The sequence below is a fragment of the Tessaracoccus sp. genome (assembly GCF_016714275.1).
Lineage (GTDB): Bacteria > Actinomycetota > Actinomycetes > Propionibacteriales > Propionibacteriaceae > Arachnia.
Genome location: NZ_JADJNP010000004.1, coordinates 637,441 through 659,614, shown reverse-complemented (window position 1 = coordinate 659,614; position 22,174 = coordinate 637,441). Strand labels below are relative to the sequence as shown.

Here is a 22,174-nt window from a genome sequence, read left to right as displayed (position 1 = left end):
CTGCCCTCTGAGGTCCCGCGGACACCCTTATCCCACACCGGGTAAGTTCAGAAAAACGGAAGTTATAGCCTCCTTGTATGAAGCAACCGCCGCCAACGCTGTCGCCCTTGCTTCGCTCGGATCTGCAAGGGGATCTTCTCAGCACGCTCTACCTCGCGCCGGGCGAAGAGAACTCGCTCACCGATCTCGCGCGTCAACTCGACGCGGGGCTGACCACGATCCACACCGAGGTGGAGCGCCTGGCGATCGCGGGGCTCGTCGTTGACCGTAGGGTCGGCCGCGCCCGCCTCGTCCGCGCCAACCTCGAACATCCGTTGGCCCCGGCGCTCACCGAGTTGCTCACCCTGACCTACGGCCCTTTCACGCTGCTGCCGCGCCTGCTGCGCTCCGTACGCGGCATCGAGCGGGCCTATTTGGTGGGGCCGTGGGCGGCCCGCCGGACCGGGAAACGCGGCGAGTTCCCACAGCAGATCGACGTCGTACTCATCGGCGACGTGCCCGAGCGGACGGCGGCGCGCGTGAGCGCGACGGCCTCGAAAGCGCTGCTGCGCGATGTCGCGGTGACGGTGCTCGCGCCGGCGGACTGGTGCCCGGGCGGTGAGCCCGCCGTCGAGTTGGCGCTGAGCGCCTAACTCAGCCGAGCGCCGCAGGGATCGGGGCGAGCCAGGCGTCGCGGGCCTCGTCGAGGCCAACGCTGAGGACGCCGAAGTCGAGCACGGGTTCCGCGGTGACCTCTCCCAGCCGCGTGACCGGAACGCCGCGGTGCTCGCAGAGCATCAGGAACTCGGCGACAGCCCCCTCGGGCAGCGACACGACGGCGCGGGCCGCAGACTCCGAGAACAGCGCGATCGTCGCGTCGCCGCCCGGCAGCATGGCCCGGAAACCGAACCCGGCGCGGAAGGCCGACTCCGCGAGCGTCGCGGCCAGGCCGCCCTCGCTGACATCGTGCGCCGACGTCACGAGGCCACGGCGCGCGGCCTCGCCCATGACACCGGCCAGCGCAGCCTCCGCGTTCAGCACGACCGCCGGCGGCATGCCGCCGAGGTGACCGTCGTGAACGGCCGCCTCCCAGATCGAGCCGGAGAGCTCCTCTCGGGTCTCCCCCAGCAGGAGGATGGCCTCTCCGGGCCGCGTGAAGCCGGCGCGGATGCGCGTGGCGACATCGTCGATCACGCCGAGGACGCCGATGGTGGGCGTGGGCAGGATGGGGGTGGTCGCCGTCTGGTTGTACAGGCTGACGTTACCGCCGGTGACGGGCACGCCGAGCTCGCGGCACCCGTCGACCAGGCCGATGATGGCCTCGGCGAACTGCCACATGACCTCCGGGTCCTCGGGCGAGCCGAAGTTCAGGCAGTCGGTGATGGCGACCGGCTCGGCGCCGGTGACGGCGACATTGCGGTAGGCCTCGGCCAGCGACAGCTGTGCGCCCAGGTAGGGGTTGAGGTACGAGAAGCGGGAGTTCGCGTCGAGCGACAGCGCGATGCCGAGACCCGTCTCCTCGTCGATGCGGAGCATGCCGGAGTCCTCTGGCTGCGCGAGGACGGTGTTGCCGCGGACGTAGCGGTCGTACTGCTGCGTGACCCAGGTCTTGTCGGCCACGTTGGGGTGGCTGAGCACGGCGAACAGCGCGGCACGCAAGCCCTCGGGTGTGTTGTCGCGGGGAAGGAGTTCGGCACGGTCGGCGTTCACGCCGTCGAGCCACTCGGGGCGACGGTAGGGGCGCTCGTAGACGGGACCCTCGTGCGCGACGGTCTTGGGGTCGACGTCGACGATGGTCTCGCCGTGCCACTGGATGACGAGGCGATCGCCCTCGATGACCTCGCCCACCACGGTGGCGAGCACATCCCACTTGGCGCAGATCTCCATGAAGCGCTCGACGTTGGCCGGCTCGACCACCGCCATCATGCGCTCCTGGGACTCGCTCATGAGAATCTCCTCGGGCGCGAGGTTGGGGTCGCGGAGCGGGACGAGGTCGAGGTTGACGAACATGCCGCCGTCGCCGGCCGAAGCCAGCTCGGAGGTGGCACAGGAGATGCCCGCGGCGCCGAAGTCCTGGATGCCGTTGATGATGCCGGCCTGAAACAGCTCGAGCGTGCACTCGATGAGCAGCTTCTCCATGAACGGGTCGCCCACCTGGACGCTGGGCCGCTTCGCGGGGCCGGTCTCGTCGAACGTCTCGGACGCGAGGATGGAGGCGCCGCCGATGCCGTCGCCGCCCGTGGCCGCACCGAACAAGATCACCTGGTTGCCGACGCCGGAGGCGTGCGCGAGGTGCAGGTCCTCGTGCCGCAGCACTCCGACGCAGAGCGCGTTGACGAGCGGGTTTCCGAGATAGGTCCGGTCGAACTGGACCTCGCCGCCGATGTTCGGCAGACCGAGGCAGTTGCCGTAGCCGCCGACGCCGTGGACGACACCAGGGAGGACACGCTTGGTGTCCGGCTCGCCGAGCGGGCCGAAGCGCAGCGAGTCCATGACGCCGATCGGCCGCGCGCCCATCGCGAGGATGTCGCGGACGATGCCGCCGACGCCGGTGGCCGCGCCCTGGTAGGGCTCGACGTACGACGGGTGGTTGTGCGACTCCGCCTTGAAGGTGACGGCGTAGCCCTGGCCGATGTCGACGACGCCGGCGTTCTCGCCGATCCCCGCGAGCAGCGGCCCGCGCGGCGTCTCCTGGCTGAGCGCACCGAACTTCTTCAGGTGCACCTTGGAGGACTTGTAGGAGCAGTGCTCGGACCACATCACCGAGTACATCGCCAGCTCCGCGGACGTGGGCCGGCGCCCGAGGATCTCCCGGATCCGGGCGTACTCGTCGTCCTTCACGCCGAGGGCGGCGTAGGGCTGCTCGAGTTCAGGGGTCTGGATCGCGTTCTCAACGGTGTCTGCCACGGGGTCAATCTACCGGTGACGGCGCCCTGGGACTGAACTCGACCGGAGCCGTCACCACTATCTGGAGTTTTGACGCACGGTTGGGCTTCCTGTGCTCTGTAGAGCACACAGAGCCCATCCGTGCGTCATTTCTCCATGCCCGACACAGAGCGATGCCGACCAACGGCAGCGCGAGCGTCACAGGGTGTTGTCCGAACACACGAATGTGTTGTCCATCGGCCGCGAACTATGGCGCCAGCCGCCGCGCGACACTCCAATCGTCGCCATGCGAGTTGAAGACGCCCTTGCCCTGAGCGCTGGGGTCGTGCGTGTGCGCAACCACCCATCGCTCCGCTCTGCATGGACCCAGCACCTCACGTCTGGACGACTGATTCGCGCGCTCCCCGGCGTCCTCCTGGACGCCGATCTGGCAGCCGACCCGGTGGCGTGGATGCGAGCCGTTCACCTCTGGGACCCCGACGCCGTGATCGCGGGGGCCGCTGCTGCCTATCTCACTTTCGACCCTGGCACCATTCCGAAGAACGTCCTCGTCTACACCCGCACGAAACTGGCCCACCGCGGGCTCGTGAGGTTCCAGCGTCATCGGCTGGCCCCGGACCTCACCATGTGGCGAGGAGAGGTGCATGTCACGTCACCAGCGGTGACAGCGTTGACGGCGGCGATCGCCGGCGACTACGCCACAGCCACGACGGCGCTCCGGGAGGGCATCGTGAGCCAGGACCGGCTGCAAGAGGCAGCCCGGCGGCTTCGTCTATCCCCTCGAGATCCGCTCGTCCGCGTGCTTCGCGAGCTGAGCGAGAACCCCTGGTCCGTGGCTGAGGTAGACGCGCACCGTCTCTTCCGGGCGGCGGGCATCCGAGGATGGGTGGGCAACTACGAGGTCGTAGCTGGAGGCCACCGCTTCAGCCTCGACATCGCCATTCCCGAGTCTCGCATTGCCTTCGAGATCAACAGCTTCGCGTTCCACAGCGGGCGCGAGGCGATGATGCGCGACTCCTGGCGCGGAAACCTACTGTCCGCCGACGGATGGCGCCAGTACGTGCTTCTCCCGACCCAGATCAGCAACCACCCAGAGGAGACGATCGCATTCGTGCGCGACGTGGTATGGGCGCGGCATCGCGGGGGCGCATCGGCGTAGCGGCAGGGTCGGCATGGAGTTTTGGCGCAGGGATCGGCTTGCTGTGCTCTGTAGAGCACACAGAGCCCAACCGTGCGTCATTTCTCCATGACGCCCGACACGGCGCCCCGCGGTCAGACGCGGATGCTCAGGAACTGCAGCACCGACTCGAAGAACTTCGCGCCGTCCAGCGACGGGCCGGTCAGCGACTCGATGTTGTGCTCCGGATGCGGCATCAGGCCGACGACGTTGCCGCGGTCGTTCGTGATGCCCGCGATGTCGTTGGCCGAGCCGTTCGGGTTGTCCAGGTAGCGGAAGACGACCTGGTCGTTGCCCTCGAGCTTGCGCAGCGTCTCCGGGGAGGCCTGGTAGTTGCCCTCGCCGTTCTTCAGCACGATGGTGATCTCGTCGCCCTTCGTGAAGGCGCAGGTCCAGGTCGTGTCGATGGTCTCGACCCGCAGGCGCTCGTCGCGGCAGATGAACTGCTGACCCGCGTTGCGGATCATCGCGCCCTCAAGCAGGTGGGCCTCGCACAGCAGCTGGAAGCCGTTGCAGATGCCGAGCACCGGCATGCCCTTGTTCGCGGCGTCGATCACCGTCGACATCACGGGGCTGAACCGGGCGATGGCGCCGCAGCGCAGGTAGTCACCGTAGGAGAACCCCCCAGGCAGGATGACGGCGTCGACCCCGTCGATGGAGTCGGAACCGTGCCACAACGGAACGGCCTCGGCCCCCGAGAGCCGCACGGCGCGTAGGGCGTCGTGATCGTCGAGCGAGCCGGGAAAGGTGACGACGCCGATGCGGGGCATCAGTCGGTCACCACGTCGAAGGACTCGATGACGGTGTTGGCGAAAAGCGTGTCCGCGGCGCGCTCGATCTGGGCGAGCACCTCGTCGGTCACCTCGCCGTCGACCTCGATCTCGAAGCGCTTCCCCTGACGAACCGAAAGGCCCTGGAAGCCGAGCCGCTGCAGGGCACCGGTGACGGCCTTGCCTTGCGGGTCGAGGATCTCGGGCTTGGGCATGACGTTGACGACGACGCGTGACATGCGCCCAACTCTAACGGCCAACCGCCCAATCGCTAACCTAGTGTCCCGCTCCTGGGCACCCGGTGAGGGCTAGCCGGCGAGCCACTCCACGGCTTGGCCGAACAGCTTGCCGTAGCCCGCCCAGTCCATGAACTCCTGCGGCGCCCAGTGCGGGGAGATGTCGGAGGCGTAGGCGAGCGTCCGTCCCTCGCCGACCTCGCGCACCACAAGGAGGGGGCGCCCCTCGACCTCTGCGAGCACCAGCGCGTCGTCGCGCGCCGTCAGCTTCTGGTAACCGAGGATGGCTGGCCACTCCCGGTCGAGCCCTGCGGTAACGGGATGTTCGACGTCAGTCAAAGTACCCTCGGCTCCCTCCGGAGCCTCCACGCGGTCGTCGTACGGGAGGAGCGTGACGGGCAGGATCTCCTCGATGGGCGTTTCGAAGTAGTTCGCCTTTGCTTCGAAGCCCTGGAAGCTGAGATAACCGCCGGCCATCATGAGACCGCCACCGCTGTTCACCCACTCGCGGAGGAGCTTCAGCCGGTTCGGCGCGCGCCTGCCCTCCTCGAACACGACCGGGGGCAAAAGCAAGGTGTTAGCGCCGACGTCGGAGAGGAGCACGACGTCGTAGGCGTCGAGTTCCTCCAGGGTCAGCGGGAAGAACTCGGCGACATCGTGCGAGCGCAGGTGCGTCACCTCGTGCCCCTCCGCCGCGAGCGCCGTCAACAGGGCCGCGCACCCGATGTGCACCTGCGTGTGCGCGAACGCGTCGTAGCCCTTGTGGTCGATGACCGCGCTGACCCACGATTCCCCTGCGAGTAGCACCTTTGCCATGTCTTCTCCTTTGCTGAGCGGTAGCGAGAGCCTACCAACGCGTAGGGTGTCGGCATGGCAGTACTCCTCGTGGCCCTCCTCGACGGCACGCTCGTCGACCCCGCGCGACCCATCGTGCGCGCCGACGACCAGGGCGTGGTGCGCGGCGATGGCGTGTTCGACGCGCTGCTCGCGCTACGCGGCCGAGCGCGCGATCTCGACGCCCACCTGGAGCGGCTCGCTCAGTCCGCGCGCATGCTGGACCTCCCCGCGCCCGACGAGGCCGGCTACCGCCGAGCCGTCGACGCCGTGCTGACCGCCTGGGACTGGGCCGAGCACCCGGAGGCCGTGCTCCGAATGATCCTCACCCGCGGACCGGAGGGCACGATCGACGAGCCGAACGGTTGGGTGATGGCAGCGCCGCTCGACGCCGCGTCGCGCAGGCAGCGGACCGACGGCGTGCGCGTCCTCCTGCTCGATCGCGGGTTCGAGGGCGGCGAGATCGCCGACCTGCCGTGGCTGCTGCCCGGCGCGAAGTCGCTGTCCTATGGCATCAATATGGCGGCGAAGCGGTACGCCGTCACCAACGGCGCCGACGACGTGATCTTCCGCGCACCTTCGGGCAAGCTGCTCGAAGGGCCGACGTCCAGCGTGGTGCTCGACCTCGACGGCGTCCTCGCCACACCTCCGCTAGACGGCATCCTTCGTTCGATCACCGTCGAAGAACTCGTGACGGGCGCACCCTCCGCTGGGCTTGAGGTGCGGGTCCAGGAACTCCGCGTCGGCGACCTCGACCGGTGCCGAGGCGCCTGGCTCCTCTCCAGCGGCCGCATCCTCGCGCGCGTCACGCACGTGGACGGCCGGGAGCTGCCGACGTCACCGCTCGAAGCGAAGCTGAGCCGCGTGCTCGACGTGCCGGGGCGCTGATGCTGGTTCCGCCGGACATCTCATGGGCCGGGCTCCCTCCGGAGGGTCGCACGCTGCTCGATCGCGTCGCCGAACGCGCCCGCGGCCTCCTGAACGGCACGTTGACCACCGTCCGGGAGGGCGAGGCCGTCACGCTCCGGATCACCGAGGTCGAGGCCTACGGCGGTGGGTTCGATCCCGCCTCGCACGCCTACCGCGGCCCGTCCGCGCGCAACGCGGCCATGTTCGGCCCACCGCTGCACGCCTACGTCTACCGGCACATGGGGTTGCACACCTGCATGAACGTCGTCGTCGGCATCGATGCGATGCCGACGGGGGTGTTGCTCAGGGCGGGCGAGGTGATCGACGGCGCGGCGACGGCCCGCGCCCGCCGCGGGGCCTTGGGCGTGACCCGCGCCGACCTCGACCTGGCCTCCGGCCCGGCCCGCCTCACCGTCGCGATGGCGATCACCATTGCCGACGTCGGCGCCCCGCTCGACGGGACCGCCGGGCTCCTCCTCGAGACACGGCAGGGGGCCGAGCCGACGATCGCCGTCGGCCCCCGCATCGGCGTCGGCAAGGCCAAGGACTTCCCGCTGCGTTTCTGGGTCGCAGGCGACAAGACCGTGTCGAAGCCCAATTTCCTTCCGCGCACCTCATCGTGATACTCATGTTTCCTGCCGCCTGAGCGCGGCCCCTTTCGCCTCTCGCCCACCGCCGCGCCCGGGCACCGTCTTCCGCCGTCCTCTCAAGGAGCACCCCCGATCACACCTGTAGACACGTCCGTCCTCCGCCGCGCCGCAGCCGGCGCCGCCTACTCCGTCCGCTACGCCGCGCGCACCACGCCCGGCTGGTTCGCCGCCATCGCCGGCGCGCTGGGCTGGACGCCCAGTGGCCGGCGCGGACATCGCCCGGCGAGCAATGGGGCGGCCGCGGCATCTCCGGCGGTCAGTGGCAGCGGCTCGCGCTCAGCCGGATCCACCTCCGCGGCGCCGGCATCTGGATCCTGGACGAGCCCACCTCCGCGATCGACGCCGAGGCCGAGCAGGAGATCTTCGCCGAGCTGTATGCCAACCGCGCGGACCGGATCACGCTCGTCGTCACCCACCGCGCTTGGACCCTGCGCCAGATGGACCGCATCTACGTGTTCGACGACGGCCGCGTCGTCGAGTCCGGCACCTATACCGAACTGCTGCGGCGACGCGGCCGGTTCGCCGATCTCTTCGCTCAGCAGGCGGAGGGAGACCTCGCCGCGCTTTCCGCGGAACCCGTGACCTCTGGAGACATGTGAACGACCTCCCCCTCACCCTTCCGCCGGGCCTCACCTGGGCCCTCTGGCACGAGCTCGGCCCGTCGTCCCGCGGCCCCGAGCCGATTCCCCACTGGCTCGTCACCCAGGACGCGGTGGACCGCGAGCTCGGGATCATCAAGTCCGGCAAGGAGGCGGAGGCCTTCCTCGTCGAGCGCACGACCTGGGCCACCGACGACGCGTGCCTCCTCGTGCGCAAGACTTACCGCCCCGAACATCTCCAACCGCGGCGCGCCACCACCGACATGGACCTCGGGCGCCTTTCCAGCCGCGACCTCCGCGCGCTGGAGAACAAGTCCCTCTACGGCAAGTTCGTGCTCAGCCAGACCTGGCCGACCCGCGAGTTCCGCACGCTTGTCACGCTCTGGGAGGCGGGCGTGCCGGTGCCGTACCCGGTCGGCCAGAACGGCGCGGATATCTGGATGGAGTACGTCGCCACGCCGGACGGCTCGCCCGCACCCCGCCTCTCTGATCACCGTGGCGACGACCTTCCTGCCATCGCCGAGGCCGTGCGCGAGGCCGCGGTGCGTATGAGCGCCGCGGGCATCGTCCATGGCGACTTCTCCCCCTTCAACGTCCTCGTCCCCGAGCCGGGCACCATCAGCGTGATCGACGTCCCACAGGCGATCGACGCGACGTCGACGACCGGAATGAGCCTCCTCCAGCGGGATCTCGACAACTTCACCGCGTGGTTCGCCCGGCGCGGGGTCGCGCTCGATGCCGACGACTGGTTCGGCGACTGCATGACCCACGCCTTCAGGTAATCCGCCGCCTTTGGGCAATCCGCAACGCAGCACGGCCCGGCCTGCAGTGCGCAGGGCCGGGCCGTGTGACGGTGGCTAGAAGGCCAAGCGCTCGGGCTCCGGGCCCAACTCCGCCTCGCGCGGGTTGGGGACCTGGAAGCCGTTGGCCTTGTACGCCTCGTAGTCGAACTCCTCGCACTCGTCGAGGCCGATCTTGTGGTACTCGTAGAAGCCGTCCCAATCCTCGTAGCCGTCGCCGAGGCTGCTGTTCAGGAACGCGTCCGCCATGGCCATGCCGAGGCGCGGCGCGGTCCAGAACCCGCCCATGGCGAGCAGGTTGCAGCCGTTGGCCGCCGCCGCCCGCTTGGCCGAGCGCACGGACTCGGCGACAGCCGCGTGGACGTGCGGGCACTTGCTCGCCGCCACGTGGATGCCCATGCCGGTTCCGCAGAAGGCCAGCGCCTTCTCGAACTCGCCCTCGGCGATCTGCGACCCGACGAGGAAGCCCACCCGGTGGTACATGGGGAGGTCGTCCTTCACCGGGGTGAGGTCCGTGACGGTCCACCCGTTCTTCTCCAGGTGCGCCTTGACGTACTCCTTGAGCGGGAAGCCCGCGAAGTCCGCCCCGACGACGACCTGCTTGTCTGCTGTGGTCTTCATCGCTACTTCTTCCTGAAGCGGGCGAACAACCCGCCCCCGACGTTGCCCGTGCTGATCACGACAAGCAGCACCGCGCCCCAGATGAGGGGCAGGTAGAAGTTGCTGACCTGCGGGAAGGTGTTCAGCCCCGACTGCAGGATCTGCAGGATCGCGATGGCCATGACGACGCCGATGAGGCGGCCGCTGCCGCCGTTGGGGTCGACGCCGCCGAGCACCACGATGAGGACGGTCAACAGCGTGTAGGTCACGCCGTAGTCCGCCTTCGCCGAGTTGTAGTTGGCCATCATCACCAGGCCGGCGACGCCGGCGCAGAGCCCGGAGAGGGCGTAGGTGCGCACCAGCAGACTGACGGAATTCAGGCCGCTGAACTTCGCCGCGGTCGCGTTGCTGCCGATCATGTACAGCTTCTTCCCGAATGCCATCTTGGTCAGGATGAATCCGATGATCAGGGCGAGCACGACGAAGATGATGAGCGGCATGGGGATGCGCAGGATCTTGCCTCCCAGCAGAGCGCTGTAAGCGGGTGGCAGGCCGCTGAGCGGCTTTCCTGCGGTGATCACGATGGCGATACCGGTGAACAGCTCGAGCGTGCCGAGCGTGACCAGGATGGCCGGGATCTTCACCTTTGCGACGAGGAAGCCGTTGAACGCGCCGGCGAGGGTGCCGAGCACGATCGACAGCACGATGGCGACGAGCACCGCCGTCGCCTGCTGGCCCTCGGCCGCGCCGGAAGGGGCGATGGTCAGCATCACAGTAGCCGAGGCGATGGCGGTCATGTTCGCGATGCCGACCGACGACAGGTCGATGCCGCCCGTGATCATGGTGAGCATGACGCCGAGCGCCATGATCCCGAACTCGGGGAACGCGACGCCCATGGCCTGCCAGGTGGAGACACGGGTGAACGAGTCGGTCTTCATGATCGCGAACAGCAGCAGCAGCGCCGCGAGCATGAGGACGAGGCGCTGCAGGTGCGGGTCGAGCCCGAGGCCGACCCTCTTCTTCTTCGTGGGAGTGACGGTGGTTGTGGTCATGTCAATGGTCCTTTCACTCCGCCACCAGACGCTGACGCTTTCGGCGCCGTGTCAACTGGACGGCCGACACACCGGTGCCGGCGATGATCAGGAGGCCGAGCGCGAAGCGCTGCCAGAACGTCGGAACGCCGACGAGGATCATGCTGTTCTGCACGATGACGATCAGCAGCGTGCCCAGCATGACGCCCGTGAGCGAGCCGGTGCCACCGGTGATGGCGGTGCCGCCGAGCACGACGGCCGCGATGACCATCATCTCCATGCCGAGCAGGTTGGTCGGGTGCATCTGGCCCATGCTCGTCGTGCGGACCAGGCCCCCGAGGGCGGCGATGACACCGACGATCACGTACAGCCAGAACTTGATCCTGCGAACCTTGAAGCCCGCGCGGATCGCCGACGACTCGTCGCCGCCGAGCGCGAAGATCCCGCGGCCGAACATGGTGTAGCGCATCACGAAGAAGATGACGGCCAGCACGGCGACCAGGATGAGGAAGGAAGCCGGCATCGATGAGGTGAGCCCCGTCGAGCTCGTCGCCTTGAACAGCGACAAGCGGCCGAACGCCTCCATCGACGGAGGCAGCTGGGAGATCTGCACGGAGGAGAGCGCACCCTGCATGATGCCGGAGAACACGTTGAGCGTCGCCAGCGTGATGATCAGGGTCGGCACAGCAAGCCGCGAGGTGAAGATGCCGTTGAATGCGCCGAGCAAAGCGCCCAGCGTCATCACCAGGACGAACGGCAGGAGCACGTTGCCCTGGTACCCCGAGTCGACCAGGTACCGGGTCACGGCGTACACCGCGAGGGAGGCAAGCGCCGGGAACGAGACGTCGATGCCGCCCGAGACGATCACCAGATAGGCGCCGATCGCGAACAGACCGGGCACGACCATCGCGTTGGCGAGGTCGACCATGTTGTTCGACGTGAAGAACTGGCCGCTCCGCGCCTGGATGATGATGCTGAGCACCACGATGATCAGGAACAGGTAGAACTCGTTGGCGCGCAGCAGTTTGCCGATGATGCCCTGCATGTCACTGCTCCTTTCCGTGGATGGAACCGCCGGTGATCTTCGCGGACATCTCGGCCTCGGTGACCGACGCCGGATCGATCTCGTCGACGAGGCGCCCCTCCTGCAGGAGCAGGATCCGGTTGGAGACCGTCAGCAACTCGGGGATGTCGTCGGTGATGACGATGATGCCCATGCCGCGCGCAGCGAGGTCGTTGAGGATCAGGTGGATGACCCGCTTCGACCCGATGTCGACGCCGACGGTCGGACCATTGAGGATCAGGATGTCCGGGTTCGTGGCCAGCCACTTCGCGAGGACAACGCGCTGCTGGTTGCCGCCGGACAGCGTACTGACCGCGTTGTACGGGTTCGCCGTCGCGATCTTCATCTCGTCGACGCGGAACTCCACCTCCTGCGCGCGACGCTTGTCGTCGAGCACGCCGACGGCGTTGCTCAGGTGGTCGAGTTCGGAGATGACGATGTTGTCGGCGATGGAGCGCTGCAGCATGAGTCCCTCTGTCAGCCGATCCTCGGGCACGTAGGCGATGCCGTTGTCGATCGCGTCCCTGATCCCCTTCAACCGCACGGGCTTGCCGCTCACGCGGATCTCGCCCTCGTCCGCGGGGAAGACACCGAAGAGCGTCAGCGCAAGTTCGGTGCGGCCGGAGCCGAGGAGGCCCGTGATGCCCAGCACCTCGCCCTTGCGGAGCGTGAAGTTGATGTCGTAGAGAGCATCCTTCAGCCCGAGGCCCTTCGCCTCGAGGACCGCGTCGCCGGGCTCCCCCGTCGGCGCCGTGCTCGACTCGTCGTAGTCTCGGCCGGTCATGTACTGCGCGAACTTCTTGCGGTCCAGTTCCGAGGGCACCGTCGTGACGACGAGCTTGCCGTTGCGGATGATGGTGAACCGCTCGCTGATCTCGAAGACCTCCTCCAGCTTGTGGCTGACGAAGAGGATCGCGATGCCGCGCGCCTGCAGGTCCGCGACGACCTTGAACAGCGCCTCGACCTCACGGTGGGTGAGCGCCGTCGTCGGCTCGTCCATGATCAGCAGCTTGGTGTCCGTGAGCAGCGCGCGGCAGATGGCGACGAGCTGCTTGTCCGCGACGGAGAGGTCGCCGACGCGCGCGTCCAGGTCGACCTTGAAGTTGATCTTCGCGATCGCCTCCTCGGCGATCTGCCGGAACCTCTTCCAGTTGACGAGCTTGCGCCCCGCGGAGACCTCACCGGTCAGGGCGAGATTCTCCATCACCGTGAGGTTCGGGAACACCGAGAAGTCCTGATAGATCACCTGCACGCCGTTGTGGATGGCCTCGATGGGTGTCAGCTTCGTGTACGTGTTGCCGTTCATGGTGATCTGGCCGGCGGTCGGCTGGTAGACGCCTGAGATCACCTTGATCATCGTCGACTTGCCGGAGCCGTTTTCGCCGGCGAGGCAGTGCACCTCGCCGGGGTATATATCAAAGTCGACCTGGTCGAGAGCCTTCACGCCGGAGAACGCCATCGTGAGACCTCGGATCGACAGGAATGGTTCAGCCATTGCTCTCCTATCGGGTGTGGGGCCGTCTCCGAAGAAAGACGGCCCCACGGGCGATGTGTTCGACGGTCCTAGAACCCGAAGCTGTCGACGTTGTCCTTGGTGATCACGATCCAGCCGGCACCCTCGAGGATCTTGTCGCTACCCTCCGCGAACTTGACCTCGGAGTAGCCCTCGGCCTTGAGGTCGAGCGGCGCCTCGATCGGCTCCTTGTCGAGGATCCTGCGGGCCAACTCGGCCATGGCGTAGCCTGCCTCGGCCGGATCCCACAGGGTCAGGGCATGCACGAGGCCCTTCTCGAGGATCTGCTTGTTGGCCTCGGGCATGCCGGTGCCCGCGGTGAAGAACTTGCCCTGCAGGCCGAGCTCCTCGATCGCGCGCGCGACGCCCGGGGCGTCGAACGAAGAGGTGCCCATGATGCCCTTGAGGTCCGGGTACTTCTTGATCAGCTCCTTGGCGGTCTGGTACGCGATCTCGCCGTCGTCCTGCGACTCGACGCGGGGCTCCGCCTCGAGCAGCTTCATGTTCGGGTACTTCTCCTTCTGGTGCGCGACGCCGCCGTCGGCCCACTCGTTGTGGGACGCGTTGGTGACGTGGCCGACCATCGTGGTGTAGAGGCCCTCCTCGCCCATGCCCTCGGCCAGGTTGTCCATGATGAAGCCGCCGTAGGCCGAGTTGTTGAAGGCCTCGAGGTCGTACATGGTGTTCTGCTGCGTTGCGCCCTCGTGCGTGACGACGACGATGCCCGCGTCCATGGCCTCCTTGAGCACCGGCTCAAGGGCACCCGGGTCGACGGGAACGACGCAGAGCGCGCCGACCTTCTGGGCGATCAGGTCACGAATGACCTGAGCCTGCTGGGTCGCGTCGGTGGTCGCGGGGCCCTTCTGATAGACGTCGAGGCCCGTGTCGGCGGCGTAGCGCTTGACGCCGACCTCCATGCGCACGAACCACGGGTTCGTGGAGTCCTTGGGGACGACCACGATGGTGTGCTTGCTGTCGCCACCACCGCCGCCGCCGTTGGTGGGCTGCGTGGTTCCGCCGGGAGCGGCCGTGTCGTCGTTGCAGGCGCTGAGGCCGACAGCGGCCGCAACCGCGATGCCGTTGATCTTGATGAATAGACGCCGCTTCATGGAGTCCGTCCTTTCGAGGCCCTGTAGTGGAGCACCGGGGCGGCCCTGCCCCAGCTGCTGCTTAAAACGCTTTAATGCGCTGTAGGTGACACTACTCTTAGCAGGAGGCGAATTTCAGCAACACTCCGCGGATCGATACCGTTCCGTGATCTTTAGGTAGGGAACATGACACACCCCCCCGTACCCAACGGGGAGCGCGCACGCATCGTCGACGTGGCGGCGATGGCGGGAGTCTCGCCCGGGACTGTCTCCAACACCCTCAACCATCCCCAGCGCGTGAACGAGGAGACCCGCAGACGGGTGATGGAAGCCATCGACCAGCTGGGCTTCGTCCGCAACAACCAGGCGCGCGTGCTGACCGGCGCGCCCAGCACCACCTTGGGGCTCATCGTCCTCGACCTCAAGAGCCCGTTCTTCATGGAACTGGCCCACGCCGTCGAGCGGGCGGCATCGGCGCTGGGGCACGTCGTGATCATGTGCAACTCCGAAAACGACCAGGCGCGGGAAACCCAGCTCCTCGAACTGCTCGCGAGCGAGCGCGTCGCTGGTGCGCTCGTCACTCCCGCAGGCGGAAGGAATCCGGTCCCGGGACCGCAGGCCGGCCCGCCTCTCGTCCTGCTCGACCTGGAGAGCCCCGACCATCCCTGCTCCGTCCGCGTCGATCACGTCGAGGGGGCACGGCAAGCAGCCCGGCATCTGATCGAGTTCGGCCATCGTCGGCTGGCCTTCATCGGCGGCCTCGCGGACCTCGGTCAGTTCCAGCAGCGCGTCGTCGGCATGGAACTGGCGATGGCTGAGGCCGGCCTGGATCCCGAGAGCCTCGTCGTCATCCGCTCCGAGGGCATCAACCTGGAGAGCGGCGAGGCGTCCGCGGCTCGGCTCCTGGACATGGCGGACCGACCCACGGGAGTGTGCTGCGGCAACGACATGCTCGCGTTCGGCGTGTACCGCGCACTGGACCGCGCCGGCGTTCGGGTGCCGCAGGACATCGCGCTCGTCGGCTACGACGACGTGGCCTTCGCCGCGAACTGGATCGTGCCCCTGACCACGGTGCGGCAGCCGACCCGCGAAATGGGCCGCCGGGCCGCGGAACTCCTCCTCGACCACGCCACCGGCACCGCCCACGAACACCAACGCGTGGTGCTCACTCCCGAGCTGATCGTGCGCCGCTCAAGCGGCGCCTATGAGTGACGCCCGGAGCCCGACGCCCTCAGTCGGCGAGCCTCTTCAACGCCTCCAGGTAGCGTTCGCGCGTCGCGGCCACGACGTCGTCGGGCAGCGGAGGAGGCGGAGTGTCCGACGCCTTGTCCCAGCCCGACTCCTTGAGCAGCCAGTCGCGGACGTACTGCTTGTCGAAGCTGGGCAGCGACTCCCCTGGCTGCCAGAGCGCGGCGTCCCAGAAGCGGGACGAGTCCGGGGTGAGCACCTCGTCGGCGAGGACGAGCGTGCCGTCGGCGCGGTGGCCGAACTCGAACTTGGTGTCGGCGAGGATGATGCCGCGCTCGGCGGCGATCCGCTCGGCGCGGGCGTAGATCGCCAGCGTCAGGTCGCGCAGCTGGGTGGCGAGCTCCTCGCCGTGCAGCCGGACGATGGTGGCGAAGTCGACGTTCTCGTCGTGCTCCCCCAACGGCGCCTTGATGGCGGGCGTGAAGATCGGCTCGGGCAACTTGTCGCCATCGCGCAGCCCCTCGGGCAACGGGATGCCGCACACGGTGCGCGACCGCTGGTACTCGACCCAGCCGCTGCCGGTCAGATAGCCGCGCGCGACGCATTCGACGTCGACCATGTCGAGCGCCTCGACGACCGTCGCCCGCCCCGCGACCGAGCCGGGCACGTCGGTGCTGAGGACGTGGTTGTCGACGAGGTCGGCGAGCTGGTCGAACCACCACAGGCTGAGAGACGTGAGGATCTCGCCCTTGCCCGGGATGGGCGTGCTGAGGACATAGTCGAACGCGGAGATGTTGTCGGTTGCCACCATCAGGATGCGCGGGACGCCGTCGACCTCGACATCGTAGAGTTCGCGGACCTTCCCCGCGTGACGAAGGGGTAGCTGCAGAAGATCGCCGTACTGACTCACGCTCACAGGTTACGGATTCGAAACGCTTTCCCGGAAATCGTCGTGGTCAGTTGCGGCGCATGCATAGGGTGGAACATGGCGTCGATCACCTCCCCCGCTCCACTCATCGCTATCCGAGGCGTGAACAAGTACTTCGGGGAACACCACGTGCTGAAGGACATCGACCTGGACGTGGCCAAGGGCGAGGTCGTCGTGGTGATCGGCCCGTCGGGCTCCGGCAAGTCGACGCTGTGCCGCGCCATCAACCGTCTGGAGACCATCGACTCGGGCGAGATCCTGATCGACGGCATCCCGCTGCCCCAGGAGGGCAAGGGCCTCGCGAAGCTCCGCAGCGACGTCGGCATGGTGTTCCAGGCCTTCAACCTGTTCGCACACAAGACCGCGCTCGAGAACGTGACGCTGGCCCCGATCAAGGTCCGCAAGACCCCCAAGGCAGAGGCCGAGAAGCGGGCGATGGAGCTTCTGGCCCGGGTCGGGGTGGCGGATCACGCGAAGAAGCTGCCCGCACAGCTGTCCGGCGGCCAGCAGCAGCGCGTCGCCATCGCGCGCTCGCTGGCCATGGACCCGAAGCTGATCCTGCTCGACGAGCCCACCAGCGCGCTCGACCCCGAGATGATCAACGAGGTGCTTGACGTCATGATCGGCCTCGCCCGTAGCGGCATGACGATGGTGGTTGTCACCCACGAGATGGGGTTCGCCCGCAAGGCCGCGGACCGCGTCGTGTTCATGTCCGACGGCGCCATCGTCGAGGAGGCTACCCCTGAGGAGTTCTTCACCCACCCGCGGTCCGATCGCGCCAAAGACTTCCTCTCCAAGATTCTGTCCTAAGTCCATCCACGAGAACGGAGATACACCATGAAGAGGTTCGCACTAGCCAGTGGCGCCGTCGCACTCGCGGCCGCGCTCGCCCTCACGGCCTGCGGGGCAGACAAGGAGGTGGACACCAAGACGCGGCTGTCCGAGGCCGGCACCATCACGATCGGCACCAAGTTCGATCAGCCGCTCTTCGGGCTCGTGGGAGCCGACGGCAAGCCAGAGGGCTTCGACGTCGAGATCGGCAAGCTTGTCGCCACGGCACTCGGCATCCCGGCAGACAAGATCAAGTGGGTCGAGACCGTCTCCCAGAACCGCGAGCCGTTCATCCAGAACGGCCAGGTCGACATCGTCGTTGCCACCTACACCATCAACGACACCCGCAAGGAAGTCATCGACTTCGCCGGGCCGTACTACATCGCCGGCCAGTCGTTCCTGGTGCCGAAGGGCAACCCGAACGGCATCGTCAGCACCGAGACCCTGGGCGACAACACGATCTGCACGGTCACGGGGTCGACGTCGGAGAAGAACATCAAGGAGTTCACCGACAAGGTGCTCACGCTCGACAAGTACTCCGACTGCCTTGAGCCGATCCGCAACGGCGACGCGCAGGCGCTGACCACCGACAACGTGATCCTCGCGGGCCTCGTCAACCAGAACCCGGACGAGTTCGAGGTCATCGACTACACGTTCACGGAGGAGCCGTACGGCATCGGCCTGAAGAAGGGCGACGACGACTTCCGCACCTTCATCAACGACGTCCTCGAGGCCTCCTACAAGGACGGCTCCTGGGCGAAGGCGTGGGAGAACACGGCGGGCACGGTGCTGCCGACGCCCGAGCCGCCGCCCGTCAACCGCTACTGATTCCCTTCCTGCGACGAGGAGCTGAGAGGAGGCGCACCCATGGACGCCGTGCTGTCCAACCTGGACACCTACTGGCTGGGGTTCAGAGGCACCCTTGAGCTACTGGCCATGGGCGGCCTCGGCGCCCTCCTTCTCGGCACCCTCGTCGCCCTGCTGCGGATCTCACCGATCGGCAGCCTTCGCGCCGTCGCCGTCGGGTACACGGAGCTGATGCGCAACACCCCGCTCACGCTGGTGTTCTTCTTCATCATCGTGGTGCTGCCCGCGCTGCAGATCCGCATCCCGACGAAGCTGGGTGCGTTCATCGCGCTTTCGCTGTACACGTCGGCGTTCGTGGCGGAGGCGATCCGGTCAGGCATCAACGGCGTCCCCATCGGCCAGGCAGAGGCGGCGCGCTCCGTCGGCCTCAACTTCGGGCAGACGGTGCAGCTGATCGTCCTGCCGCAGGCGCTGCGGATGGTGGTTCCTCCCATGATCAACGTGTTCATCGCGCTGACGAAGAACACGTCGGTCGCGGGTGGCTTCGCCGTCATCGAGCTGTTCTATGTGTCAAAGGGCCTCGCGAACCAGCACGGGAACGCCGTCATCGCCGTCCTGCTCGGCATCGCGGCCTGCTACCTCGTCATCACCATCCCGTTGGGGCAGATCGCGGCGCGGATCGAGCAGAGGGTGGCGATGCAGCGATGAGTACCTCGTCCGTCCTCTACGACGCCCCGGGTCCGAAGGCGCGTCGGCTGTCACGCATCGTGTCGGTGGTGGCCGCGGTCGTCATCGGCGGCGCCGTCATCTGGCTGTTGTGGGCGCTCGGCCAGCCGCGCGTCACCGTCAACGGCACGACGCTCACCGGGCTGTGGAGTCCGGAGCGCTGGGACATCTTCGGCGACCCGCAGGTGTGGCGGCGGCTCATACTCGAGGGCCTGGTGATGGGCACGCTGCGCGCCGCGGCCCTCGCCGCGGTGCTTTCGCTGATCCTCGGCGTCGTCCTCTGCTTCGCCCGGACCGCACCGCAGCGCTGGATCAGCGTCCCCGCGGCCGTCATCCTCGAGTTCTTCCGCGGCATGCCCGTGCTCCTGATGATGCTATTCATCCTGCTGGCGCTGGGCACCGGCGGCTACACCGCGGTGGTGCTGGCACTGACGGTCTACAACGGCGCGATCATCGGCGAGGCGCTCCGCGCAGGGCTGTCGGCCTTGCCGAGGGGCCAGCGCGAGGCAGGCCTCTCCCTTGGCCTCACCTCACTCCAGACCCGCATCACCGTCGAGTTCCCGCAGGCGCTCCGGCAGATGCTGCCGATCATCGTGGCGCAGCTGGTCGTGCTGCTGAAGGACACCTCGCTGGGGTACGTGGTGTCGTACCCGGAGATCCTGCGCGTGTCGGGCTACATGAAGGACTTTTACGGGTCGACCCGCTACTCGTTCCCGATCTTCATCGTGGTCCTGCTCACCTACCTGGCGGTGAACTTCTCGCTGTCCGCGTTCGCGCGTTGGCTCGCGCGCCGCTCGGGACCTCGGGCCGGCGCGATGGCCGTCGCCGCCCCTACCCCGACTGAACAGCCGTAGCCGACGCCGTGCCCTCGACGTCGACGCTGCGGATACCGATGAGGCCGAGGAACCGGGTCTCGTAGGCGCCGGCGAGGGTGACCTCCGCCGCCTGGCCGCTGATCGTCACGCTCGCGTCCCAGCCGGCGGCCGCGGCGTAGTCCACTGCCGCCCGCTTGGCGGCGTCGACGTCGATCGACGGTCCGTCCGCCGTCAGAGTCGTCTGGTGCGTCGCGACCCGGGACGCCTGGCCGGCGACGGCGCGGGCCTCCTGCTCTGCGGCGGCGTGCCCGGCGAAGTCGACGCCGAGACCGACGGCGATGATGAACGCCGGCAGCATGACCGCCGTCCACACCGACAGCGCGGCCCCGCGCTCACCCTTCCCCATGGTTCTTCCCTCCCTGGGCCATTCAACCAAGGAAACTCACAGCGGTACAGCACGCCCGTCGACGTTGTGGACAACTCATGAGAAGACTCTCATTCAGCACTCACTGGGTTCTCACGAGCCCCCTGTGGACTATGACCATCGAACGGCAACATCGCCCCGATCAAAGGAGTCCTCATGACCACCACCCGACTGCGTAAGTTCGCCGCCACCGGCTTCGCCACGGCGCTCGTCGGCGGACTAGCGCTGACCATGTCGCCGCTCTCCGCCGACGCCGCGACCTACACCTGCAACGGCCACAAGGCCACCATCGTCGGCACCAACGGCAGCGACGAGATCCGCGGCACCTCAGGCCGTGACGTCATCGTCGCCCGCGGCGGAAACGACGAGATCGACGGCCGCGGCGGCAACGACGTCATCTGCGGCGGCTCCGGCAGCGACGAGATCGAGGGCGGCAGCGGCAACGACTGGATCGACGGCGGCTCGGGCCACGACGAGATCGACGGCGATTCCGGCAACGACAACATCCGCGGCGGCTCCGGCCACGACGACATCGACGGCGGCTCCGGGAACGACACCATCCGCGGCGAGTCCGGCCACGACGAGATCGACGGCGATTCCGGCAACGACGTCGTCTACGGCGGCACCGGCAACGACCACATCGAGGGTGGCCGCGGCGACGACCGGCTCTCCGGCCAGGCCGGCCACGACCTCATCGAGGGCAATGCGGGCAAGGACAAGCTGAGCGGCGGCGCCGGCACCGACATCCTCGTCCAGGGCTCGGCCTCCGACCGCGTCGAGGACCGCTGGGACGATCGCTACGGCTACGACGACTGATCCCCTGCACCGACGAACGGCCGCCCGCCCCGGTTCGGGGCGGGCGGCCGTTCTGCGCTGGTGCGCCGCAGCCGGTGCCCGATTGATCAGTGCTCCCCTAAACCTGGGCGGGCGCGGGGAGCGCCTCGACGATCGCTTGGACGGTCTCCTTGGCGTCGCCGAAGCACATCACCGAGTTCTCGTTGAAGAACAGCGGATTCTGCACGCCGGCGTAGCCCGCGCTCATCGAGCGCTTAAACACCACGACGGTGCCCGCCTCCCAGACGCGCAGGACAGGCATGCCGGAGATCGGCGATCCCGGCTCCATGGCGGCCGGGTTGACCGTGTCGTTCGCGCCGATGACCAGCACGACGTCGACCTCGTCGAAGTCCTCGTTGATCTCGTCCATCTCGTAGACGATGTCGTACGGGACGTGGGCCTCGGCCAGCAGCACGTTCATGTGCCCGGGCAGGCGGCCGGCGACGGGGTGGATGCCGAAGCCGACCTTCGTGCCCGCGCGGCGCAGCCGCTCCGTCAGGTCGGCTACGGCGTGCTGCGCCTGGGCGACGGCCATGCCGTAGCCCGGGACGATCATCACGTTCTTCGCCTCCGCGAGCAGGCCGGCGACGTCCTGCCGCGAGGCCTCGCGATGCTCACCCTGGGGACCGCCGTCGGAGGTGGCGACGGCGTCGCCGAACCCGCCGAGGATGACGGAGACGAACTGGCGGTTCATCGCCTTGCACATGATGTAGCTGAGGATCGCGCCGGACGCGCCGACGAGCGCACCCGTGATGATCAGGACGGTCATGTCCAGCATGAAGCCGCTGGCCGCGGCCGCCCAGCCGGAGTACGAGTTCAGCATCGAGATGACCACGGGCATGTCCGCGCCGCCGATCGCCGCGACGAGATGGGCGCCGAGCAGCAGCGAAAGCACGGTGGCGATCACCAGCGGGATGATCGATCCGGTGGCGAGGTACCACCAGCCGAGGAGCACCAGCGCAACGACGACGACGAGGTTCAGCCAGTGGCGGCCTGGCAGAGTCAGCGGCTTAGACTTCACCTTGCCGTTGAGCTTGCCCCATGCCACGAGCGAGCCCGTGAACGTGACGGCGCCGATGAAGATGCCGAGGTAGACCTCGATCATGTGCAGCGCGTCGGCGTTCGGATGGTCGAGGTGGACGTTGAAGCCGACAAGCACGGCCGCAGCGCCCACGAAACTGTGCAGCAGCGCGATGAGCTCCGGCATGCCGGTCATCTGGACCTTGCGGGCCTTCCAGATGCCGATGATCGCGCCGATAGAGAGCGCCGCGTAGAGCATGACCGCGGCGTCGGGCTGAAGGTTGTGGTTGGCGTAGTCGCGGTAGGCGATGGCGAAGTTGGTGGCCACAACCGCGAACACCATGCCCATGATCCCGTAGACGTTGCCCTTTCGCGCCGTCTCGTGCTTCGACAGCCCCGCGAGTGCGAGGATGAACATCAGCCCGGCGGCGATGTAGGTGGCGTTGATGAAGTTCGTCAGCATGGC

Annotated in this window: 23 protein-coding genes and 2 pseudogenes; 13 read left to right on the top strand and 12 right to left on the bottom strand. The window is 67.7% G+C overall.

What is annotated here, in order from left to right:
• The first annotated feature begins 77 nt into the window (after window positions 1-77).
• Window positions 78-632 carry a helix-turn-helix domain-containing protein gene (locus tag IPJ61_RS17355; RefSeq protein WP_297110561.1) on the top strand — a complete coding sequence of 185 codons (555 nt, stop codon included), beginning with the start codon at window positions 78-80 and terminating at the stop codon, window positions 630-632.
• 1 nt (window position 633) lies between these two features.
• On the opposite strand, the gene purL is transcribed toward IPJ61_RS17355, so the two are convergent.
• On the bottom strand, window positions 634-2,886 hold the full coding sequence (gene purL / locus IPJ61_RS17350) for a phosphoribosylformylglycinamidine synthase subunit PurL (protein ID WP_297110558.1): 2,253 nt from the start codon (window positions 2,884-2,886) through the stop codon (window positions 634-636).
• A gap of 265 nt (window positions 2,887-3,151) precedes the next feature.
• Here purL and IPJ61_RS17345 point away from each other — a divergent pair, with 265 nt between their 5' ends.
• The gene (locus IPJ61_RS17345) at window positions 3,152-4,024 is read left to right on the top strand and encodes a hypothetical protein (RefSeq protein ID WP_297110556.1); all 873 of its coding nucleotides are present in this window, start codon (window positions 3,152-3,154) and stop codon (window positions 4,022-4,024) included.
• 113 nt (window positions 4,025-4,137) lie between these two features.
• On the opposite strand, the gene purQ is transcribed toward IPJ61_RS17345, so the two are convergent.
• The 3 genes from purQ to IPJ61_RS17330 form a co-directional block, all read right to left on the bottom strand.
• Window positions 4,138-4,812 (bottom strand): phosphoribosylformylglycinamidine synthase subunit PurQ, encoded by a 675-nt coding sequence (gene purQ / locus IPJ61_RS17340; RefSeq protein WP_297110553.1) that lies wholly within the window; start codon window positions 4,810-4,812, stop codon window positions 4,138-4,140.
• Entirely contained in the window at window positions 4,812-5,051 is a 240-nt protein-coding gene (gene purS, locus IPJ61_RS17335; RefSeq protein WP_297110550.1) for a phosphoribosylformylglycinamidine synthase subunit PurS, read from the bottom strand. The genes purQ and purS overlap by 1 nt, the downstream gene beginning before the upstream one ends.
• 69 nt (window positions 5,052-5,120) lie before the next feature.
• A complete protein-coding gene (locus IPJ61_RS17330) occupies window positions 5,121-5,864 on the bottom strand; it encodes a glutamine amidotransferase (protein WP_297110547.1) in 744 nt (247 codons plus the stop codon).
• A 54-nt stretch (window positions 5,865-5,918) separates the two neighbouring features.
• On the opposite strand from IPJ61_RS17330, the gene IPJ61_RS17325 reads away from it, so the two are divergent.
• From IPJ61_RS17325 to IPJ61_RS17310, 5 genes and pseudogenes are all read left to right on the top strand, one after another.
• The gene (locus IPJ61_RS17325; RefSeq protein ID WP_297110545.1) at window positions 5,919-6,770 is read left to right on the top strand and encodes an aminotransferase class IV; all 852 of its coding nucleotides are present in this window, start codon (window positions 5,919-5,921) and stop codon (window positions 6,768-6,770) included.
• A complete protein-coding gene (locus tag IPJ61_RS17320) occupies window positions 6,770-7,414 on the top strand; it encodes a DNA-3-methyladenine glycosylase (protein WP_297110541.1) in 645 nt (214 codons plus the stop codon). Before IPJ61_RS17325 ends, IPJ61_RS17320 begins: the two co-directional genes overlap by 1 nt.
• Window positions 7,415-7,599: 185 nt before the next feature.
• Window positions 7,600-7,728 (top strand): annotated as a pseudogene (locus tag IPJ61_RS22345) (hypothetical protein); the annotation flags it as partial.
• A gap of 150 nt (window positions 7,729-7,878) precedes the next feature.
• Window positions 7,879-8,040 carry a hypothetical protein gene (locus IPJ61_RS17315; RefSeq protein WP_297110538.1) on the top strand — a complete coding sequence of 54 codons (162 nt, stop codon included), beginning with the start codon at window positions 7,879-7,881 and terminating at the stop codon, window positions 8,038-8,040.
• On the top strand, window positions 8,037-8,822 hold the full coding sequence (locus tag IPJ61_RS17310) for an RIO1 family regulatory kinase/ATPase domain-containing protein (protein ID WP_297110535.1): 786 nt from the start codon (window positions 8,037-8,039) through the stop codon (window positions 8,820-8,822). The genes IPJ61_RS17315 and IPJ61_RS17310 overlap by 4 nt, the downstream gene beginning before the upstream one ends.
• Before the next feature lie 75 nt (window positions 8,823-8,897).
• Here the strand turns inward: IPJ61_RS17310 and IPJ61_RS17305 are convergent, their stop codons facing one another.
• The 5 genes from IPJ61_RS17305 to IPJ61_RS17285 all read right to left on the bottom strand — a co-directional run bounded on the left by IPJ61_RS17305 (window position 8,898) and on the right by IPJ61_RS17285 (window position 14,156).
• On the bottom strand, window positions 8,898-9,461 hold the full coding sequence (locus IPJ61_RS17305; RefSeq protein WP_297110532.1) for an RpiB/LacA/LacB family sugar-phosphate isomerase: 564 nt from the start codon (window positions 9,459-9,461) through the stop codon (window positions 8,898-8,900).
• A gap of 2 nt (window positions 9,462-9,463) precedes the next feature.
• Entirely contained in the window at window positions 9,464-10,492 is a 1,029-nt protein-coding gene (locus IPJ61_RS17300; RefSeq protein WP_297110529.1) for an ABC transporter permease, read from the bottom strand.
• A 13-nt stretch (window positions 10,493-10,505) separates the two neighbouring features.
• Entirely contained in the window at window positions 10,506-11,516 is a 1,011-nt protein-coding gene (locus tag IPJ61_RS17295) for an ABC transporter permease (protein WP_297110526.1), read from the bottom strand.
• Window position 11,517: 1 nt separating this feature from the next.
• Entirely contained in the window at window positions 11,518-13,029 is a 1,512-nt protein-coding gene (locus IPJ61_RS17290; protein WP_297110523.1) for a sugar ABC transporter ATP-binding protein, read from the bottom strand.
• Window positions 13,030-13,097: 68 nt separating this feature from the next.
• Entirely contained in the window at window positions 13,098-14,156 is a 1,059-nt protein-coding gene (locus IPJ61_RS17285) for an autoinducer 2 ABC transporter substrate-binding protein (protein ID WP_297110520.1), read from the bottom strand.
• A 165-nt stretch (window positions 14,157-14,321) separates the two neighbouring features.
• Between IPJ61_RS17285 and IPJ61_RS17280 the strand changes: the two genes are divergently transcribed.
• A complete protein-coding gene (locus tag IPJ61_RS17280; RefSeq protein ID WP_297110517.1) occupies window positions 14,322-15,347 on the top strand; it encodes a LacI family DNA-binding transcriptional regulator in 1,026 nt (341 codons plus the stop codon).
• Window positions 15,348-15,375: 28 nt separating this feature from the next.
• Here IPJ61_RS17280 and IPJ61_RS17275 read toward each other — a convergent pair.
• Window positions 15,376-16,212, bottom strand: a pseudogene (locus tag IPJ61_RS17275) (phosphoribosylaminoimidazolesuccinocarboxamide synthase); the annotation flags it as partial.
• A gap of 96 nt (window positions 16,213-16,308) precedes the next feature.
• On the opposite strand from IPJ61_RS17275, the gene IPJ61_RS17270 reads away from it, so the two are divergent.
• Genes IPJ61_RS17270 through IPJ61_RS17255 form a run of 4 tightly spaced genes read left to right on the top strand, consistent with a single transcriptional unit; the run spans window position 16,309 to window position 19,469 of the window.
• On the top strand, window positions 16,309-17,061 hold the full coding sequence (locus tag IPJ61_RS17270) for an amino acid ABC transporter ATP-binding protein (protein WP_297110514.1): 753 nt from the start codon (window positions 16,309-16,311) through the stop codon (window positions 17,059-17,061).
• A 27-nt stretch (window positions 17,062-17,088) separates the two neighbouring features.
• Entirely contained in the window at window positions 17,089-17,910 is an 822-nt protein-coding gene (locus IPJ61_RS17265) for a glutamate ABC transporter substrate-binding protein (RefSeq protein ID WP_297110511.1), read from the top strand.
• A 39-nt stretch (window positions 17,911-17,949) separates the two neighbouring features.
• Window positions 17,950-18,597 (top strand): amino acid ABC transporter permease, encoded by a 648-nt coding sequence (locus IPJ61_RS17260; RefSeq protein ID WP_297110508.1) that lies wholly within the window; start codon window positions 17,950-17,952, stop codon window positions 18,595-18,597.
• Window positions 18,594-19,469, top strand: a complete 876-nt coding sequence (locus IPJ61_RS17255; protein WP_297110505.1) for an amino acid ABC transporter permease — start codon at window positions 18,594-18,596, stop codon at window positions 19,467-19,469. Before IPJ61_RS17260 ends, IPJ61_RS17255 begins: the two co-directional genes overlap by 4 nt.
• Here the strand turns inward: IPJ61_RS17255 and IPJ61_RS17250 are convergent.
• On the bottom strand, window positions 19,447-19,836 hold the full coding sequence (locus IPJ61_RS17250) for a pilus assembly protein (protein ID WP_297110502.1): 390 nt from the start codon (window positions 19,834-19,836) through the stop codon (window positions 19,447-19,449). The two genes, IPJ61_RS17255 and IPJ61_RS17250, sit on opposite strands and share 23 nt — an antisense overlap.
• A gap of 174 nt (window positions 19,837-20,010) precedes the next feature.
• Between IPJ61_RS17250 and IPJ61_RS17245 the strand changes: the two genes are divergently transcribed.
• On the top strand, window positions 20,011-20,670 hold the full coding sequence (locus IPJ61_RS17245; protein ID WP_297110499.1) for a calcium-binding protein: 660 nt from the start codon (window positions 20,011-20,013) through the stop codon (window positions 20,668-20,670).
• Window positions 20,671-20,767: 97 nt separating this feature from the next.
• On the opposite strand, the gene IPJ61_RS17240 is transcribed toward IPJ61_RS17245, so the two are convergent.
• Entirely contained in the window at window positions 20,768-22,171 is a 1,404-nt protein-coding gene (locus IPJ61_RS17240; protein WP_297110496.1) for an NAD(P)(+) transhydrogenase (Re/Si-specific) subunit beta, read from the bottom strand.
• Window positions 22,172-22,174 lie beyond the last annotated feature (3 nt).

Bases quoted from the DNA above. Each gene is read 5' to 3' on its own strand.
- IPJ61_RS17270 (WP_297110514.1), top strand. From the start codon at position 16,309: ATGGCGTCGATCACCTCCCCCGCTCCACTCATCGCTATCCGAGGCGTG.
- IPJ61_RS17305 (WP_297110532.1), bottom strand. From the start codon at position 9,461: ATGAAGACCACAGCAGACAAGCAGGTCGTCGTCGGGGCGGACTTCGCG.
- IPJ61_RS17260 (WP_297110508.1), top strand. From the start codon at position 17,950: ATGGACGCCGTGCTGTCCAACCTGGACACCTACTGGCTGGGGTTCAGA.
- IPJ61_RS17355 (WP_297110561.1), top strand. From the start codon at position 78: ATGAAGCAACCGCCGCCAACGCTGTCGCCCTTGCTTCGCTCGGATCTG.
- IPJ61_RS17245 (WP_297110499.1), top strand. From the start codon at position 20,011: ATGACCACCACCCGACTGCGTAAGTTCGCCGCCACCGGCTTCGCCACG.
- IPJ61_RS17280 (WP_297110517.1), top strand. From the start codon at position 14,322: ATGACACACCCCCCCGTACCCAACGGGGAGCGCGCACGCATCGTCGAC.
- purQ (WP_297110553.1), bottom strand. From the start codon at position 4,812: ATGCCCCGCATCGGCGTCGTCACCTTTCCCGGCTCGCTCGACGATCAC.
- purS (WP_297110550.1), bottom strand. From the start codon at position 5,051: ATGTCACGCGTCGTCGTCAACGTCATGCCCAAGCCCGAGATCCTCGAC.
- IPJ61_RS17325 (WP_297110545.1), top strand. From the start codon at position 5,919: ATGGCAGTACTCCTCGTGGCCCTCCTCGACGGCACGCTCGTCGACCCC.
- IPJ61_RS17240 (WP_297110496.1), bottom strand. From the start codon at position 22,171: ATGCTGACGAACTTCATCAACGCCACCTACATCGCCGCCGGGCTGATG.
- IPJ61_RS17315 (WP_297110538.1), top strand. From the start codon at position 7,879: ATGGACCGCATCTACGTGTTCGACGACGGCCGCGTCGTCGAGTCCGGC.
- IPJ61_RS17320 (WP_297110541.1), top strand. From the start codon at position 6,770: ATGCTGGTTCCGCCGGACATCTCATGGGCCGGGCTCCCTCCGGAGGGT.
- IPJ61_RS17295 (WP_297110526.1), bottom strand. From the start codon at position 11,516: ATGCAGGGCATCATCGGCAAACTGCTGCGCGCCAACGAGTTCTACCTG.
- IPJ61_RS17265 (WP_297110511.1), top strand. From the start codon at position 17,089: ATGAAGAGGTTCGCACTAGCCAGTGGCGCCGTCGCACTCGCGGCCGCG.
- IPJ61_RS17330 (WP_297110547.1), bottom strand. From the start codon at position 5,864: ATGGCAAAGGTGCTACTCGCAGGGGAATCGTGGGTCAGCGCGGTCATC.
- IPJ61_RS17255 (WP_297110505.1), top strand. From the start codon at position 18,594: ATGAGTACCTCGTCCGTCCTCTACGACGCCCCGGGTCCGAAGGCGCGT.
- IPJ61_RS17300 (WP_297110529.1), bottom strand. From the start codon at position 10,492: ATGACCACAACCACCGTCACTCCCACGAAGAAGAAGAGGGTCGGCCTC.
- IPJ61_RS17290 (WP_297110523.1), bottom strand. From the start codon at position 13,029: ATGGCTGAACCATTCCTGTCGATCCGAGGTCTCACGATGGCGTTCTCC.
- IPJ61_RS17285 (WP_297110520.1), bottom strand. From the start codon at position 14,156: ATGAAGCGGCGTCTATTCATCAAGATCAACGGCATCGCGGTTGCGGCC.
- IPJ61_RS17345 (WP_297110556.1), top strand. From the start codon at position 3,152: ATGCGAGTTGAAGACGCCCTTGCCCTGAGCGCTGGGGTCGTGCGTGTG.
- IPJ61_RS17250 (WP_297110502.1), bottom strand. From the start codon at position 19,836: ATGGGGAAGGGTGAGCGCGGGGCCGCGCTGTCGGTGTGGACGGCGGTC.